Origin of the sequence: uncultured Agitococcus sp. (genome assembly GCF_937920075.1) — a bacterium.
Lineage (GTDB): Bacteria > Pseudomonadota > Gammaproteobacteria > Pseudomonadales > Moraxellaceae > Agitococcus.
Genome location: NZ_CALETI010000340.1, coordinates 1 through 17011, shown reverse-complemented (window position 1 = coordinate 17011; position 17011 = coordinate 1). Strand labels below are relative to the sequence as shown.

Sequence of the window (17011 nt, the reverse complement as noted above, 5' to 3'; positions counted from 1 at the left end):
TGGGCAATATTGACTCTCCATTAAAAAATGCTGAGGATGATATTGATGTATTTAACGATATGGCTCGTTTAGATATGGGTAAATTTATTTATGGCCAAAATCGTTTAGAAAATTCGATTAACTATGTATCACCTAAGTTTTTAGATGTGTTTGGGGTAAACTTGACTTTACAGCCAGGCGAGAAGAATGCAGATGATCAGAAATCTCTTTGCTTAGTTCCTGCAACACCAAAAAAAGCAGCATATAATCCTTGTGAAAATCATATTGCTGATGCCATCTCTACTGCACTAAGTTATGAAGATGATAACTTGTATTTATCCTTTGCAATGGATAAAGAAGTGATGAATATGGATGCAATGCGTTTTAATGCCCGTTACAAAATGGGTGATGCGACCATTAGTGCCATGTATCAAATGGCTGAGCCAAGTAACTTAGGGGCTGGTCAAACTGACGAAGAAACGGCGATGGTGTTTAGTGGCTCTTATAAAATGGATGCAGTAACAGTTCGTGGTGAGGTGTTGGTTGCAAACCATGATATGGGTGGTGGTACAGAAGATGATACAACATTGATTGGTGTAGGTGTTGATTATAACTTTACTCAAGCAACGAAAGCATTTGCTAATTTGGCAAGCAGTAATATGGAAAGTACTCCTGCTGCTGGTGCTAAATCTACTGATTCAGACGCAACATATATCGGTTTTGGTATGGAAACACGTTTCTAATTACTAAAAGCTTTATTTGATTATAACGCCCCAATTGGGGCGTTATTTATTTTGTAATGTTAACCTAATTTGTTTTTAGAATTGTTATGAGCCAAAAAAATCCTTGTTTAACATGTGGAGCATGTTGTGGAAATTTTAGAGTATCATTTTATTGGGCAGAAACCACTTTAGGGCAAGAAAATGGCGTTCCGATTGAATTAACAGAAAATATTAATAATTTTTATAGTTGTATGAAGGGAACAAATCAAACTAATCCGCGTTGTATTGCACTGATAGGAACTATTGGTGAGACTGTTTCTTGTGCAATTTATCCTCAACGCTCAAGCACTTGCCGAGAGTTTAATATTATTGATGAGCAGGGCAATATTGATGATCGTTGTACTAAAGCTCGTGCTAAATATGGGTTATTGCCTATTGTGAATTTGGAGTGACTTACGTTATTGCAACGTAAGTCATCATACACGGTTAAATCTCGCCAGCAGGCATTGCCGTAGTATTAAAACCACCATCAACATATAAAATTTCACCACTAATGCCAGAGGCTAATGAAGAGCATAAAAATGCAGCAGCATTGCCTACTTCTTCAATAGTGACATTACGGCGTAAAGGTGTAGCAGCTTCATTATAAGCAAGCATTTTTCTAAAGTTTTTAATGCCACTAGCGGCTAAGGTGCGAATAGGGCCTGCAGAGATGCCATTCACGCGCACACCCAAAGGGCCTAAGCTGGAAGCTAAATAACGCACATTGGCTTCTAAAGAGGCTTTGGCTAAACCCATGACGTTATAATTGGGCAAAACACGCTCTGAGCCTTGATAGGTTAAAGTAATCACATTACCTTGTGCTTTTACCAGTAATGGCTTTGCTGCCTTTGTCAGTGCCGTTAAGCTATAGCTGCTAATATCATGTGCCATTCTAAAGCCCTCACGGGTGGTGACATCGGTAAAATCACCTTCTAATTGATCGGCAGGGGCATAAGCAACCGAATGCACCAAACTATCTAAGCTATCCCATTGTTGACCAAGATTGATAAATAACTGATTAATTTCGTTGTCATTACTCACATCACAAGGAAATACTAAATTAGAGCCAAAATTAGCAGCAAATTCTTCAACGCGTGCTTTTAGTTTTTCATTTTGATAGGTAAAGGCTAATTGTGCGCCTTCACGATGCATGGCTGCGGCAATACCATAAGCAATAGATAATTTACTAGCGACACCAACAATTAACACGCGTTTACCGTTCATAAAACCCATAATTGGCTCCAATTTATTTGCGAGTGGCAAGATGCTGTTTTTTGATAAAAGAGCCTGTTGCCAAAAAAGCACTGACTTGATTAATTACGTTGCGCGAGTTTGCCATAAAAGTATGACCGTTCTCTACCTCTATAAAATCTTTCATTTCGGTCAGTTTGGTACTTTCGACAGAAACTTTACCATCATTTGCACCACTAAATAACGCTGCAAACCACGGATCAGAGCTAGAGTTACCTGCAATAATGCCCACTTCAAAGGGCAATGGTCGTAATTGATGAACTAAGCTGTGACGGTCTGTGCCTAATTGTTGTCCTGCTGGCCCTGTCATCCATTTAAACCACCAACTATTTTTAAATTTATCAACAACCTCGCTGCCACGATTGGGTGCACCTAACATCACCACACGTTTAACTAAAGGATGAGTAGGGTGTTGATGAAAATAAGCTCTCACCAAAATGCCACCTAGAGAATGCGTGACAAAATGAATAGCCGTTGGTTGGAGTTTTTCACAACGTTGAAGTGTTTCACCAACAATTTGTGCAAGTTCAGGAATAGATTTTTCTCGAGATAAATAATTTTGATTAATCACTAAATATTTTTGTTTTTCTAAGGTGTTTGCCATTAGTCGCATTGACCACGTAGAGCGACCTAAACCATGAAGTAATACCACACATTCTTGAGCATAAGCCATAGACTGCAATACCAAAAACAATAATGCAATAATCAGTTTCATCCTTTAAATCCTTGATGCCATATCAAAAAAACAGTTCCTTATTTTAACGTAATTAGCTGCATTTAAGCACTATTGGCAAAAGCTGCTTGCAATAATTGTTGCGTATAACTTTGTTGAGGATGATTAAATAATTGCTCAGTATCATTCGTTTCAATCATCACGCCATGCCGCATTACTAACACACGGTGGCTGACCGCTTTGACTACTTTTAGGTCATGGCTAATAAAAATACAGGCAAAGCCATAATCGCTTTGTAGGCGACGTAATAACAAGACGATTTGTTTTTGTACGGTTCTATCCAGTGCTGAGGTGGGTTCATCCAAAATTAATAACTTTGGTTTTAGCACCAGCGCACGCGCAATGGCTATGCGTTGACGTTGACCGCCCGAAAACTCATGGGGATAACGATGACGTGAGTTGGGATCAAGCTCAACGGCAGTTAATGCTTCAATCACCCGTTGCTCTTGTTCCTCTTTGGCCAAACCAAGTAATTCTAAGCCTTCACTGATAATCTGACCCACACTTAAACGAGGGCTTAAGCTGCCATAAGGGTCTTGAAAAACAATTTGTAAATCTTTGCGTAGCGGACGAAGTTGTTTTTGTGACAAAGTCACAATGTCTTGACCTGCAAATATAATCGTCCCTTCGGTAATAGGGCTGAGTCGGGTAATGGCAAAGGCAAGGGTAGATTTGCCAGAGCCACTTTCACCGACCACACCCAAGGTTTCGCCTGCTTTGAGATGTAAATCAATACCATCCACCGCTTTAATATGACCAACCACCCGTTGCCAAAAACCTTGTTTAATGGGAAACCATAAACGTAGTTGGTCAATTTTGAGTATAGTGGTAGCGTGTTCGGCGACAGGAGTAGGTTGACCATCAGGTTCAGCGGCTAAGAGCATTTGGGTGTAGGGATGTTCAGGTTCAGCAAATAACTGCTGTGTGGGTTTAATTTCGACCATTAAACCGTGCTGCATGACCGCAACACGTTGAGCAAAACGACGAACTAAACTTAAATCATGGGAAATTAACAGCACCGCTAAACCAAATTTGGCTTGTAGCTGTTGTAATAAATGCAAAATTTGCTCTTGTAATGTCACATCAAGGGCAGTGGTTGGCTCATCAGCAATCAATAATTTAGGATTATTGGCTAAGGCCATAGCGATCATCACCCGTTGCCGCTGACCGCCTGATAACTCATGTGGATAGCTGTTAAGACGTTTTTCAGGCTCAGGAATGCCAACTTCTTTTAGTAATTCTAAGGTGCGTTGTTGCGCTTGTGCTTTACTGAGTTGTTGGTGTTGCAGGATATTTTCGCTAATTTGCTTTTCGATGGTATGTAACGGGTTAAGTGAGGTCATTGGCTCTTGAAAAATCATGCCAATTTTATCACCGCGTAATTGTTGTAAACGTTCGATAGGAACGGTTAAGACATCTTCACTATTAAATAAAATTTGCCCTTGATAACGTGCTGAATCGGGTAATAATCTCATGATAGATTGCGCAGTTAAGGATTTACCCGAACCACTTTCACCAACAATGGCTAACATCTCACCCTGATGAAGGCTAAAGCTCACACCTTTTACAGGTTCAGTGCTTTGTGTGCCTGTATTATAAAAGCGCACATGTAAATCGTTGACCACTAATAGTGGATCATTGTTTGCGGGGGTCAAAGGCATCACGTACCGCCTCACCAATAAAAACTAAAAGCGTTAATAAAATGGCTAAAGTAAAAAAAGCCGATAAACCCAACCAAGGCGCACTCATATTATTTTTGCCTTGGGCAACTAATTCACCCAACGACGGTGAGCCAACGGGTAAACCAAAACCTAAGAAGTCTAGAGAGGTTAATAAACCAATCGCACCCGTAAAAATAAAGGGGAGAAAAGACAGGGTAGAAACCATTGCATTGGGTAAAATGTGTCTAAACATAATCTTGCTATCACTGAGTCCCAAAGCGCGTGCGGCGCGAACATATTCTAAATTGCGACCACGTAAAAACTCAGCACGAACTAATCCTGTCAGTTCTGTCCAGCTAAATAGCAACATTAAACCTAACAACCACCAAAAATTAGGCTCAACTAGACTAGCCATAATAATCAGCATAAATAACATCGGTAGGCCAGACCATACTTCAATAATTCGTTGACCAATTAAATCAACCCATCCGCCATAAAAGCCTTGTATTGCCCCAACAATAATACCAACCACGGAGCTACCAATGGTTAAGGTTAAAGCAAATAAAATTGAAATTCTGAAACCATAAATAATGCGCGCCAAGACATCTCGGCCTTGGTCATCTGTACCGAGCCAATTATCGGCAGAAGGCGGCGCAGGTGCAGGGACGGTGAGGTTGTAATTAATGGTGCTATAACTAAAACGAATCGGTGGCCAAATAATCCAACCTTGCTCATTAATTAAACCCGCAACATAAGGGTCACGATAATCGGTGTTACTGTTAAGTGTGCCGCCAAAGGTGGTTTCGGGGTAATCTTTAAAAATAGGTGTGTAATAGTTATTTTTATAAGACACTAATAACGGTTTATCATTTGCCCAAAATTCGGCAAATAAACTAAATACAAAAAGCACTAAAAATAGCCATAAGGCATAATAACCACGTTTGTTGGCTTTAAAATTGGCAATACGGCGTTGATTAAGAGGAGATAGTGCCATGATTATCCCCGACTATTAAAATCAATGCGTGGATCAACTAACATATATGTCACATCACTAATAATACGCAGCACTAAACCAATCAGAGTAAAAATAAATAAAGTGCCAAAAATAACAGGGTAATCACGGTTAATCACTGATTCAAAACTTAATAAACCCAAACCATCTAAGTTAAAAATGACTTCAACCAAAAATGAGCCAGTAAAAAATACGCCTAATAATGCCGCAGGAAAGCCAGCAATAATAATTAACATCGCATTTCTAAAAACATGACCATATAACACTTGACTGTCATTTAGCCCTTTAGCTTTAGCGGTAGTGACATATTGTTTATGAATTTCATCTAAAAAAGCATTTTTGGTGAGCATGGTTAGAGTAGCAAAACCGCCAATGGTTAAACAAATGGTGGGCAAGACCATGTGGTGAGCATAATCTAAGATTTTTTGACCTGTTGAGAGTTGATCAAAGTTTTCTGAGACTAAACCTTGCATTGGGAAAATTTGCCAATAACTGCCACCTGCAAATAACACAATTAATAAAATGGCAAACAAAAAACCGGGTATGGCATAACCGACAATAATTAAACTACTGGTGGCAACATCAAAACGTGAGCCATGTTTTATGGCTTTTTTGATGCCTAAAGGAATGGAAATAAAATAAACAATTAAGGTACTCCATAAACCCAAAGAAATGGAGACAGGCATTTTTTCTTTAATTAAATCAATAACACTAGCATCTCTAAAAAAGCTTTGACCAAAATCAAAACTCAGATAATTTTTAATCAGTAAGTAAAAACGTTCGCTAGCCGTTTTATCAAAACCATATTGTTTTTCGAGGTCTTTAATCAGTTGTGGGTCTAAACCTTGTGCGCCACGATAATTGGATTGATTATTATTGGCAGATGAGCTGGTGCTTTGGCTGCTCACATCACCTTGAGTGCTGCCAGTTGCGCGATTGCCAGCTTCTAATCCTTGAATTTTGGCGATGGCTTGTTCGATAGGACCACCGGGTGCTGCTTGGGTAATGACAAAGTTAATTAATAATATGCCAAACAGGGTAGGAATAATTAACAATAAACGCCGTAAAACATAAGCAAACACAAGTACATACTCCAACTTTCTTTTAGCTATTTGAATAAATCAGTAAAAATGACCCTTCGACTGTGCTCAGGGTGCATTTTTACCTTGGCTGAACGGAGTCAACGCCTATTTTTTCCCTTGAGCGGCGCGTACTTTAGCTAAATTTTGTTGATTTGCCCACCAAAAATCAATGGCTAAGCCATATTTAGGCTTCACCGTGGGTTGCTCTAAATAATTCCAATGAGCGATCCGATACTTACCTGTGTAATAATGAGGAATAACATAATGTCCTGCTAATAACACCCGATCTAAAGCGCGGGTGGCGGTCACTAATTGTTCGCGTGTGGTTGCACCAATGATTTTTTCAATTAAAGCATCTACAACAGGACTTTTGATGCCAATTATATTTCGGCTGCCAAAACTATCAGCCGCTTTAGAGCCAAAAAAGCCGCGTTGCTCATTACCTGGTGACAGGGATTGAGGAAAGCCTTCAACCACCATATCAAAATCAAAACTACGTTCACGGTTAATGTATTGTGGCATATCAACCACCCGAATACTCATATCAATACCCAAACGCGCTAAGTTTTGTTTAAAGGGTTGTACCACACGTTCAAAATCAGGCATAACCAATAACATTTCAAATTTAAATTCTTCATTTTTGCTGTTAGTTAACTTGCCATTTTTAACTGTCCAACCTGCGCTAGCCAATAACTGTTGAGCAGCCATTAAATTTGCACGATTATTACCTGAACCATCAGTTTTTGGTGGCTCATAAGTGTTGGTAAATACACTGGCTGGTAATTGTTTGCGATAAGGTTCTAATAAGGCTAATTCTGCACCTGTCGGTAAACCTGTTGCTGCTAATTCAGAGTTGGCAAAATAGCTTTTGCTACGCGTATAAGCATTATTAAATAAGGCTTTGTTGCTCCATTCAAAGTCAAAGGCATAGGCTAAAGCTTGGCGAACTCGTGCATCTTGAAATAATGGACGGCGTAAATTAAAGGCGAAACCTTGCATACCTTGAGGTAGGGCATTGTTTTGCTCATATTTTTTGACCAGTCCTTGTTTAATGGCTGGAAAGTTATAATCAGTTGCCCAGCTTTTGGCTTTATTCTCAATTCTAAAGTCATATTGACCAGCTTTAAAGCCTTCTAAAGTAACAGTAGTGTCTCGATAAGAGATATAAGTAATACTATTAAAGTTATATCGGCCTTTGTTGGCAGGCAAATTAGCAGCCCAATAATTAGGATTACGGGTATAAACGACACTTCGCCCTGCATCAATTTTGCTTAAAATATAAGGACCACTGCCAATAGGAATATCTAAATTGGTGGCATTGAAACTTCGACCTTGCCAGTAATGTTTGGGAAAAATAGATTGTTCGCCAACCACTAAGCCAATTTCACGATTATTTTTATTTTTAAAACTAAATTTAACTTTTAATTTGTCAATGGCTTCAACTTTTTCAATATCACCATAATAATTCTTAATACTTGCTCCACCGTCTTTTTTGAGAATATTAAAAGTAAAGGCAACATCTTCGGCAGTGACTGGTTTGCCATCACTAAATTTAGCATTAGGATTGATGTGATAAATGATCCAACTATAGTCTTCGGGATCACGTTCGATTTTTTCGGCTAATAAACCATAACGGCTAAATGGCTCATCTAAAGAAGCTACTGTTAATGAGTCATACAAATATTGTGTGCCATCAATAGCATTACCTTTATCAATAAACGGATTGGTGCTATCAAAACCACCCACAGAGGCTAAACGTAAATCACCACCTTTGGGGGCATTGGCATTGGCATAAGTAAAAGCACTAAAGTTGCTAGGTAGCAGAGGTTTGCCATGTAAAGCAATAGATGTGCTGATTTCAGTTGCTGCAAAACTTGGCGTCACAAAAGATGCACAGAGTAGGCTAATAATAATTTTTTTCATATTTGTTCCATATTTAAAAACACAACCGCCGCATAGAGCGGCGGTTGGAAGACATTGCTTTCAAAGAATTTAGCTTTTTGCTAAATATAAAACAAGGTCTTGACCCGGTTTCAAGTTTTTGGTGGCTTTATTCCACGTTTTAATTTGACTGACCGAGACATTATAACGTTGACTGATAGAATATAATGTATCTCCACGTTTCACTTCGTAGCTAATACGTTTCACGCGTTCTTTATTTTTAGCAACGCGTTTGTCATCATCGTCAACTTTGGCTTTGTTTTTGCCTTTTTTGGCGACTTTGACATCATCATCATTGTTATCTTGGTCTTTTTTAGACTTTTTAGCGACTTTAGGTTCGTCATCATTTTTAGCACGACGATTTTCTTTTTCTTCATCCGCTTTTAAGATGGTTAACTTAAGGCCAGCTTTTAAGCTACTCTTTGGTTTTAAATCATTCCAAGCAGCAATGTCTTTGACACTGACTTTGTAGCGTTTAGCAACAGAGCTAAGGGTGTCACCTTTACGAACTTTGTGAAAAGATTTTGAAGCTTTGTCATCGTCATTTTTCGCAATTTTCGTATCTTTATCGTCATCTTTTTTAGCTTTTTTGTTAGAGCGAGTGTCCTCTTTATAAACAACTAATTTAATGCCTGTTTTTACGCCGCTCTTAGCTTTTAAATCGTTCCAATCGGCTAATTCTTTAATGCTCACATCATAGCGTTTGGCAATAGAGAATAGGGTATCACCTGCACGTACTTTATGATAAGACTTGCGCATTGGCATATCTTCGTCATCATCATAATTCTTGTTAGAGATTTTAGGACGAGATTCTTTCTCTTGCTCTTTGGCTTTGTTTTGTTCAGTTTTTTCTAACTGTGCAAGACGTTCAGCAGCAGGATTTACCAATTGTTCGCTTGCGACATTCTCGCCTGAAACTAAAGTACGTACTTTGGCAATCACTAAACTTTTGCCAACAGCAACTTTACCTTTTTTGCTAATAACACTGCCGTTTAAACGTTTTAAGTTAGCTGCTGTGGTATCAAATTTAGCGGCAATTCGATAAATATTATCACCTTTTTGCACAACATAACGCTTAGTGACGGTGATATAGCGGTCTGGTGCAGGTAAGCCTGCCAATAACTCTTCAAAAGCTTCTGTGGTCTCAGTAGGCACTAAAATACGATGTGGGCCGTCAGGATTGGTTGCCCAGCGCATATAGGCAGGATTAAGCTGATAAAGTTGTTTGGTAGTTAGTCCAGCAATTTTGGCAACAGCACTCAAATCCACTTGGTTTTTTGCATAAGTTTCACGGAAGTGAGGTTTATTAACAATCGGTTTTAAACGTACCCCAAACGCAGTAGGATCTTTAACAATTTGAGCAACAGCTAAGAAGCGCGGAACATAGGCCATTGTTTCAGCAGGCATACGTAATGACCAATAATCTGTTGGTAAACCAGCAGCAAGGTTACGATCAATCGCTTTTTGTACGTTGCCAGGTCCCCAGTTGTAAGAGGCTAGTGCTAATTCCCAAGAGCCAAATTTATTATAAAGTTGCGTTAAAAACTTATAAGCGGCACGTGTTGACTCTAAAACATCACGACGACCATCGTACCACCATGTTTGACGCAAACCATAAATTTTGCCTGTGCCTGGAATAAATTGCCATAAACCAGCAGCTTGGGCTGGTGAAGTGGCAAAGGGATCATAAGAGCTTTCAATAATAGGTAATAAGGCTAATTCGGTAGGAATTCCTAGTTTTTCTGCTTCGGTTACAGTGTGATACAAATAATGGCTAGCACGAGCAGTCATTCGATCAAGGTAATCTTGACGTTTTCCAAACCATCCTCGTTGGGCAGCAATTCTTTCGTTATCGATGGCCTCTAATTTAAAACCTGCTCGAGTACGTTCCCACACATCACCAAATTTTGCTAAATCTTCAGGACTGAGTGTGGCAGCTTCCATCTCAGTCACACCTAATAATTCATCAATGTCATCTTGACTAGCAACAACACCCGTCGTGTCGTAGTAATTAGGATCAGTTTCTGCATCTTGTTGGTCATTACTGGGTTTTTCACCAAAAAATGCAGATACAACATTGGTTTTTTTACTGCTTGGTGTTGCAGTAATAGGTTGAGCAACTTGATTAGTTTTGACAGGGGCAGTACAAGCGGTCAATACGAGGCTAACGAGAGCAAATAATGCCGCAGTTTGGGCAGATTTGCGGAAAGTGAGCCAATATTGCATCGGAGATACTCCAAAAATTAAAAAATAGATTCCCTACGCTAAATACTAAATCAGTGCGTAAGTAAAGTTATGAATAAATAAGGGTAAGCCTAATCTAAAGGGCAATCCTATAATTTTACGAGACTTAACTTCTCAGGCAAGAAAAACCATAATGAAATACAACTAAACTGTAACGAAGTGCGGCAAAATGCACGTATATTGAACAAAATGTTGATTTTGACAACTGTTTTTAATTGGGCTGCCAATTATTCTTATAAGCACGCAGCGTACAAAATGTTGATTTGTTGGTTAAGCAAGTTTGATGAGTTAATGTTTGCATGCGTTCTTTTAATAGATGGCAACGTAAAAAAGGATTAATTTCTTTTTCAGTGGCTAATAAACTGGGCAACGTTGCTAAATTTTCTTTGCGGCGTAATTGGCAAATATTTTGATAATGTTGTAGTTTTAAATTATTAGGTTCTATGTGCCGAGCAAATTTTAAATTATCTAGCGTATATTCATGGGCAGCACAAACTTGAGTATTATTGGGTAATAAAGCAATCTTTTGTAAAGAATCAAAAAGATGTTCGGCATTACCATCAGGAAAAATACGGCCACAGCCACCACTAAATAAACTATCACCACAATATAATAATTGTTGTTGTAAGTGATAAAATGCTAAATGAATAGCCGTATGTCCCTTAACATCTAACACCAAAAAACGACCAAAATCTGAAATATTTAGCAGTTCTCCACCTGTTAATATTCGTGTGGCATAGTTAATATTCTTTGCTGCATAAATTGTTACGTCTGGAAAATGTTTATGTAACTCAGCAAGGCCAGTAATATGGTCATGATGATGATGAGTGATAAATACTGTCGTTAACTGTAAATTGTGGGCTTGCAAATAAGTCGCTAATAGCGCGTAATCTCCTACATCTACAGCGATAACCGTTTTTTGTGGTGAAATTAATAGCCATAAATAATTATCGTTAAACATCGGCACAGCGATATTTTTTAACATATGAAACTACCTCATATTTGGCAACCTGATGCCCGTTTAGATAATAGACATCAATTAGCGGATTGGTTTGGGAGTCCGTTAGGACAAGAAGTTTTGTCTGCTCAACAACAGATATTAAGTCATATTTTACCTGATTTTTTTGGGTATCATGCCTTGCAATTGGGGCAAGTCGTGCCTTGTCATTTATTACAACACAGTCGTATTGCGCATCGTATCGTTGCCGATAAACATTTAGCGACTATTCACGGTCTATCACCATTATTAGCCTTACCAGAGCAATTACCTTTAGCAACAAATAGTATGGATGTAGTACTCATTCACCATTTATTAGATATTGCCAAAAGTCCTCATGCGGTGTTACGCGAGGCTTGTCGAGTGGTTATTCCTGATGGCTATTTGATTATTGTTGGTTTTAATCCGTGGAGTTTATGGGGATTGTGGCGTTTTTGTCGTTTGCCGTGGTCTAATACACCATGGCTAAGACGTTCTTTAAGTGCGCAACGTTTGGCCGATTGGCTAACTTTATTAGATTTTGATGTAGTAGGGGTAGAGTCTGCCTATTTTAAACCACCTATAGCGCAAGATACTTTACGTCAATATTTCCAATGGTTAGAGCTTGTGGGCGCAAAATATTGGTCTCATGGTGGAGCAAGTTATATTATCTTGGCGCAAAAAAAAGAATCTTGTATGACTCCTATACGCCTACGTAAACCCTTATTGCCATTAATGCCAGCCCCATTATTAGCAGAAAATTGAGTGAATATATGCAAAAAATAGAGATTTATACTGATGGTGCGTGTCGAGGTAATCCAGGTATTGGTGGTTGGGGAGCATTGTTGATTTATCAAGGTACAGAAAAACGCCTATACGGTAGTGAAGAAAACACCACTAATAATCGTATGGAATTGATGGGCAGTATTGAAGCCTTAAAAGCTCTAAAAAGACCCTGTGAAGTCATCTTATGGACAGACTCACAATATGTCAAAAAAGGCATTAGCGAATGGTTAGCAGGTTGGAAGGCAAAAGGTTGGCGTACAGCCAGTAATCAACCCGTAAAAAACCAAGATTTATGGCAAATGTTAGATCAAGAAGCTAATCGTCATCACATAGATTGGCGATGGGTGAAAGGTCACGCAGGTGAATATGGTAATGAAGTTGCAGACCAATTGGCTAATCAGGCAATAGATGAATTGTTAGGTAAATAAAGATGAGACAAATTGTATTAGATACTGAAACCACAGGTATTAGTCCTAGTGATGGCCATCGGATTATTGAAATTGGTTGTTTAGAATTAGAAAATCGGCGTTTAACTGGCCGTAGTTTTCACCACTATTTGCAACCTGATCGTGAAATAGAACAAGAAGCGATTGCAGTACATGGTATTACTAATGAATTTTTAATTGGTAAGCCTAGATTTTCTGATGTTGCTCAAGAGTTTATGAAGTTTATTTCAGGTGCAGAATTAATTATTCATAATGCACCGTTTGATATTGGTTTTATCAATCATGAATTTAAACTTCTAGATAATAGTTTTTCTACGATTGTGGGTATTTGTCAGGTTTTAGATACCTTAGTGTTGGCACGACAAAAACATCCAGCGCAAAAAAATAATTTGGATGCATTAGCAAGACGTTATGGCGCAGATCATCGTGAGCGCACTTATCATGGTGCATTATTAGATGCTGAAATATTAGCCGATGTGTATTTGGCCATGACAGGTGGTCAAGTAGGTTTGAGTTTGCACGATGATGCAGATGGTGAGGGTGGCCAACAAGAAGTCATTCAACGTTTATCTGCAAATCGTTTGCCATTAAAAGTCATTAAGGCTAATGAGCAAGAATTGAGCGAACATGAAGCTCGTTTAGGTATTATTGATAAAGCTTGTGGTGGAAGTTGTGTATGGCGTCAGTTGGCTTAAATAAATAAAGATGGTATAAGTACACTCCAAGTGAAACAATCCATAATGCTGAGAGTTAATTTAGGTCTAAAATTGTGAAATAGTTAACAACAATAAAGAACTATGGTACAAATTAGACTAGCTTAGAATCCATAAAAGCATTATTTTTGTTATAAATTTTTTTTAAACAGACCCTATTAAAATCAAACGATACAGGAAGGAACCCATGCTTCCAAGAATAGATGTAACCGCATTAAATTTAATTAAGACCGAAGTTGATGCCTCTTTAACACAAATAGAGGGTGCGCTTAGTACTTTTGTTGAAGATAACGCTAATAATGGGCCTTTAGCAGAGTCTGTAGAGCAAATGGAGCAAGTCTATGGCGCATTACGCCTAATAGATATTCATGGTGCTGCTGAACTTGCTGAAGTATTATTTGCATTATTGCGCCAAGTAAATGACTTACAAGAAAAAACACCTGATATTTACTATTCTGCTTTAGGCAGTGGCATGATGGTATTGGGGCGTTATTTGGAATATGTGCAAATTAAAGCGGTGAATTTGCCACAATTATTAATTTCTTCAATTAATGAATGTCGTTATGCTTTAGGTTTACCGCCCTTAGGTGAAGGTTATTTCTTAGATGTACCTTTTTTACCTGATAGTAACATCGTTGAACCCTTAGCAATAGATAATAGTCAAGCAGTTGCTTTGGCAAAACGTATTCGTTTGATGTATCAAATCGGTACAATTAATTTATTAAAAGATGAAGCCCAACCTGTTCATTTTCGCTTAATGCGCCGCGCTTTGGAGCGTGCAACTCAATTATGCACAGGTAAGCCTTTAGCTTTATTGTGGTGGGTGGGAGAGGCAGCATTAGAAGCTTTTTCTCAAGGTGTGGAGTTAAACCCAGCGCGTAAACGTTTATTAGCGCAGTTGGAGCAACAATTAAAGTTATTGGTTTTGCCACAAGGGCTTAATCAGCCTGTAGATATGGCAGTATTGGCTAATAGCTTAGCAGTGGTTGGTTTGGGTGAAACAGGTGCTAAAGTTCAAGAAGTACAAAGAGCTTTTGATTTATCCAGTTCTTGTATTAGCCAAAGTCAATTAAAGGCGCAGCAGGAAGCGATGTATGGGCCTGGTGGGTCAGTCATTAAAACTGTTGCTACTGTCTTAAAAGAAGATATTGCTCGTATCAAAGAAGTATTAGATGTAATCGCTCGTGGCTCTCAACAAGAGGAAGAAAGCTACCAAACTGTTTCTGATGCTATCCTAAAATCTTCTCAAACGCTGATTATGCTAGGTTTAAACGATGCAGCAAATTCTTTGCGCGCACAGGCAAATGTTGTCGCACAATGGACGGACACTCCCACAGAGGCCGCATTAAATCTATTATTCGATGTGTTGTTACAAGCAGATAATGCTGTTGCAACACTAGATAAAGAAATGTCTCCTGGAGCGCAAACAATTGTTAATAATACTCGTATTTCTCTCCATCAATTAGACGAAGCACGCGGTATGTTGGTGCAGGAAAGTCGCTCAGGTATTGAATTGGTCAAACGATCAGTGTTGTCTTATTTGGAAGGTAATGGTGAAGATCCCATGCACTTATCAAATATTCCAACAACCTTACAATCAGTGAGTGGCGGTTTAGAGTTTTTGTTAATTCCACGTGGTGCTGCTATTTTACGTGCTGCCGCTAATTTTGTGGATGCGTGGGCGTTAAGTAAAAAAATGCCAGCAATGAGTATTATTGAAAACTTTGCTGATGTGATTGCTTGTGTAGACTATTATTTAGAAAGTTTACAAGAAAATAAACCTGTCAGCGAAGAAGTGTTTACTATTGGCGAAGATGCGATGGCCGAATTGGGTTATCCCATTGCTAAGAGAAAAGCTGCTTAATGACAAGCTCAAACATACAGCCAGAACTGACCCTCTGGCTGTTATTTAAAGGTCAAGAATTATTAGTGAGTTATGAAGACTTTAGCTTTCCGAGTCAATTGGATGGTAATTTAGAGTCTTATTTGCAATATAAACACCTTGTCATCCAAGATGATGGTCAAACTATTTATACTGCAAAATTGTCAGATGATGCGCTTGCTCCTGATGGCTATCAATTTAAGCATTTACGCTCCTTGTTAACGTGTATTAACAGTGATCAATTTTCTTTAGCGGGTACAGCCTCACAAATTTTAGAGTGGGCGCACAGTCATCGCTTCTGTAGTCGTTGTGGCACAGCAACCGTACCTCATCCTCAAGGTGAGCGCGCGTTAGTTTGTCCGAGTTGCCAATATTCTCAATATCCGCGTATTAATCCTTGTATTATTGTGGCCATTACCAAAGACGATCGTATTTTGTTGGCGCGTGCCCAACGTTTTAATCGTCCTATGTATAGCCTGTTGGCGGGTTTTGTTGAGGCAGGTGAAACCTTAGAGCAAGCAGTTGCTCGTGAAGTGTTTGAAGAATCTGGTGTGCAAGTTAAAAATCTGCGTTATTTTGGCAGTCAATCTTGGCCGTTTCCCAATAACCTGATGTTGGCTTTTCAAGCCGAGTGGGTAGGTGGTGATATTGTGTTACAAGAGGAAGAAATTATGGATGCACAATTTTTCCCTTATGATGATTTACCAGAAATTCCACCCGCAGGCAGTATTGCCACACAAGTCATTAATGCCACTGTTGCTGAATTAGCACAGCGTTATCCACGTATCTAGTCGCCAATAAAAGTTGGTGTTTTTGTGGTTGCACACAAAACGCCAACAAATTTTATCTGCTTTCTGTTTAAAATCGTCAGAATTTAATGTGTTTCTAGGATCATCTGCATGATTGATTTACTGTTACAGTATGGATTGTTTTTGGCCAAAGTCGTGACGGTTGTTGTCGCTGCTTTGTTTATCATTGTCACTATTGCCAATGTTGGCGAGCGTCGTCGTCATCATGATGAAGATGGTGATATTGAGGTGATGCCTTTAAATGAGCGTTTAGAGCATTTTGCTAATACCTTACGGATGGCAGTATTAGATAAAAATGCCTTAAAAGCCTATTTTAAAAGCCAAAAAGATCAAGAAAAAAGCAAAGAAAAGCAAACAAATGACGATAAGAAACGCGTATATGTAATTAATTTTAATGGTGATATTCGTGCTTCTGCAACTGAGAATTTACGTCAAGAAATTACCGCAATTTTAAGCATTGCTAATAAAGACAAAGACGAAGTGGTGGTTAATTTAGAAAGCCCTGGTGGCATGGTGCATGGTTATGGTTTAGCCGCATCCCAATTAGCAAGACTGCGTGAGCATCAGTTACCACTAACCATTTGTGTCGATAAAGTAGCCGCTAGTGGTGGTTATATGATGGCTTGTTTGGCCAACACCATTATTGCTGCACCTTTTGCGGTGATTGGCTCGATCGGTGTTGTGGCTCAGTTACCAAACTTTCATCGTTTATTAGATAAGTGGGACATTGAT

General features: G+C 38.9%; 16 protein-coding genes. 8 read left to right on the top strand and 8 right to left on the bottom strand.

Annotation, left to right across the window (positions count from 1 at the left end):
* The coding region (locus Q0212_RS11890) for a porin (protein WP_297925767.1) at positions 1–722 on the top strand (722 nt) is incomplete at its 5' end.
* 86 nt (positions 723–808) lie between these two features.
* Positions 809–1153: a YkgJ family cysteine cluster protein gene (locus Q0212_RS11885; protein WP_297925764.1), complete on the top strand. Its 345-nt coding sequence runs from the start codon at positions 809–811 to the stop codon at positions 1151–1153.
* 34 nt (positions 1154–1187) lie between these two features.
* Here the strand turns inward: Q0212_RS11885 and Q0212_RS11880 are convergent, their stop codons facing one another.
* The 8 genes from Q0212_RS11880 to gloB form a co-directional block, all read right to left on the bottom strand.
* The gene (locus Q0212_RS11880) at positions 1188–1976 is read right to left on the bottom strand and encodes an enoyl-ACP reductase (protein WP_297925762.1); all 789 of its coding nucleotides are present in this window, start codon (positions 1974–1976) and stop codon (positions 1188–1190) included.
* Between the two features lie 13 nt (positions 1977–1989).
* Positions 1990–2709: an alpha/beta fold hydrolase gene (locus Q0212_RS11875; RefSeq protein WP_297925760.1), complete on the bottom strand. Its 720-nt coding sequence runs from the start codon at positions 2707–2709 to the stop codon at positions 1990–1992.
* Positions 2710–2771: 62 nt separating this feature from the next.
* Positions 2772–4388 carry an ABC transporter ATP-binding protein gene (locus Q0212_RS11870; protein WP_297925758.1) on the bottom strand — a complete coding sequence of 539 codons (1617 nt, stop codon included), beginning with the start codon at positions 4386–4388 and terminating at the stop codon, positions 2772–2774.
* Positions 4363–5382 (bottom strand): ABC transporter permease, encoded by a 1020-nt coding sequence (locus Q0212_RS11865; protein ID WP_297925756.1) that lies wholly within the window; start codon positions 5380–5382, stop codon positions 4363–4365. Before Q0212_RS11865 ends, Q0212_RS11870 begins: the two co-directional genes overlap by 26 nt.
* A 2-nt stretch (positions 5383–5384) precedes the next feature.
* A complete protein-coding gene (locus Q0212_RS11860; RefSeq protein ID WP_297925753.1) occupies positions 5385–6482 on the bottom strand; it encodes a microcin C ABC transporter permease YejB in 1098 nt (365 codons plus the stop codon).
* A 105-nt stretch (positions 6483–6587) separates the two neighbouring features.
* Positions 6588–8405, bottom strand: coding sequence for an extracellular solute-binding protein (locus tag Q0212_RS11855; RefSeq protein ID WP_297925751.1), 1818 nt, complete (start codon positions 8403–8405; stop codon positions 6588–6590).
* 69 nt (positions 8406–8474) lie between these two features.
* Positions 8475–10649, bottom strand: coding sequence for a LysM peptidoglycan-binding domain-containing protein (locus Q0212_RS11850; RefSeq protein WP_297925749.1), 2175 nt, complete (start codon positions 10647–10649; stop codon positions 8475–8477).
* Between the two features lie 229 nt (positions 10650–10878).
* Positions 10879–11652: a hydroxyacylglutathione hydrolase gene (gene gloB / locus Q0212_RS11845; protein ID WP_297925747.1), complete on the bottom strand. Its 774-nt coding sequence runs from the start codon at positions 11650–11652 to the stop codon at positions 10879–10881.
* On the opposite strand from gloB, the gene Q0212_RS11840 reads away from it, so the two are divergent.
* From Q0212_RS11840 to sohB, 6 genes are all read left to right on the top strand, one after another.
* Positions 11653–12408 (top strand): methyltransferase domain-containing protein, encoded by a 756-nt coding sequence (locus tag Q0212_RS11840; protein ID WP_297925745.1) that lies wholly within the window; start codon positions 11653–11655, stop codon positions 12406–12408.
* Between the two features lie 8 nt (positions 12409–12416).
* Positions 12417–12857 carry a ribonuclease HI gene (rnhA, locus tag Q0212_RS16840; RefSeq protein WP_367175928.1) on the top strand — a complete coding sequence of 147 codons (441 nt, stop codon included), beginning with the start codon at positions 12417–12419 and terminating at the stop codon, positions 12855–12857.
* Between the two features lie 2 nt (positions 12858–12859).
* Positions 12860–13570 carry a DNA polymerase III subunit epsilon gene (gene dnaQ, locus Q0212_RS16835; protein ID WP_367175926.1) on the top strand — a complete coding sequence of 237 codons (711 nt, stop codon included), beginning with the start codon at positions 12860–12862 and terminating at the stop codon, positions 13568–13570.
* 205 nt (positions 13571–13775) lie between these two features.
* Positions 13776–15452, top strand: coding sequence for a hypothetical protein (locus Q0212_RS11830; protein WP_297925742.1), 1677 nt, complete (start codon positions 13776–13778; stop codon positions 15450–15452).
* Complete coding sequence (gene nudC / locus Q0212_RS11825; RefSeq protein WP_297925741.1) at positions 15452–16261, top strand: NAD(+) diphosphatase; 810 nt, start codon at positions 15452–15454, stop codon at positions 16259–16261. Before Q0212_RS11830 ends, nudC begins: the two co-directional genes overlap by 1 nt.
* Before the next feature lie 108 nt (positions 16262–16369).
* The coding region (sohB, locus tag Q0212_RS11820) for a protease SohB (protein WP_297925739.1) at positions 16370–17011 on the top strand (642 nt) is incomplete at its 3' end.

Excerpts from the sequence above, each read along its gene's own strand:
- dnaQ (WP_367175926.1), top strand. The coding sequence starts at position 12,860 with ATGAGACAAATTGTATTAGATACTGAAACCACAGGTATTAGTCCTAGT.
- Q0212_RS11850 (WP_297925749.1), bottom strand. The coding sequence starts at position 10,649 with ATGCAATATTGGCTCACTTTCCGCAAATCTGCCCAAACTGCGGCATTA.
- Q0212_RS11875 (WP_297925760.1), bottom strand. The coding sequence starts at position 2,709 with ATGAAACTGATTATTGCATTATTGTTTTTGGTATTGCAGTCTATGGCT.
- Q0212_RS11880 (WP_297925762.1), bottom strand. The coding sequence starts at position 1,976 with ATGGGTTTTATGAACGGTAAACGCGTGTTAATTGTTGGTGTCGCTAGT.
- Q0212_RS11865 (WP_297925756.1), bottom strand. The coding sequence starts at position 5,382 with ATGGCACTATCTCCTCTTAATCAACGCCGTATTGCCAATTTTAAAGCC.
- gloB (WP_297925747.1), bottom strand. The coding sequence starts at position 11,652 with ATGTTAAAAAATATCGCTGTGCCGATGTTTAACGATAATTATTTATGG.
- nudC (WP_297925741.1), top strand. The coding sequence starts at position 15,452 with ATGACAAGCTCAAACATACAGCCAGAACTGACCCTCTGGCTGTTATTT.
- Q0212_RS11885 (WP_297925764.1), top strand. The coding sequence starts at position 809 with ATGAGCCAAAAAAATCCTTGTTTAACATGTGGAGCATGTTGTGGAAAT.
- Q0212_RS11840 (WP_297925745.1), top strand. The coding sequence starts at position 11,653 with ATGAAACTACCTCATATTTGGCAACCTGATGCCCGTTTAGATAATAGA.
- rnhA (WP_367175928.1), top strand. The coding sequence starts at position 12,417 with ATGCAAAAAATAGAGATTTATACTGATGGTGCGTGTCGAGGTAATCCA.
- Q0212_RS11870 (WP_297925758.1), bottom strand. The coding sequence starts at position 4,388 with ATGCCTTTGACCCCCGCAAACAATGATCCACTATTAGTGGTCAACGAT.
- Q0212_RS11830 (WP_297925742.1), top strand. The coding sequence starts at position 13,776 with ATGCTTCCAAGAATAGATGTAACCGCATTAAATTTAATTAAGACCGAA.
- Q0212_RS11855 (WP_297925751.1), bottom strand. The coding sequence starts at position 8,405 with ATGAAAAAAATTATTATTAGCCTACTCTGTGCATCTTTTGTGACGCCA.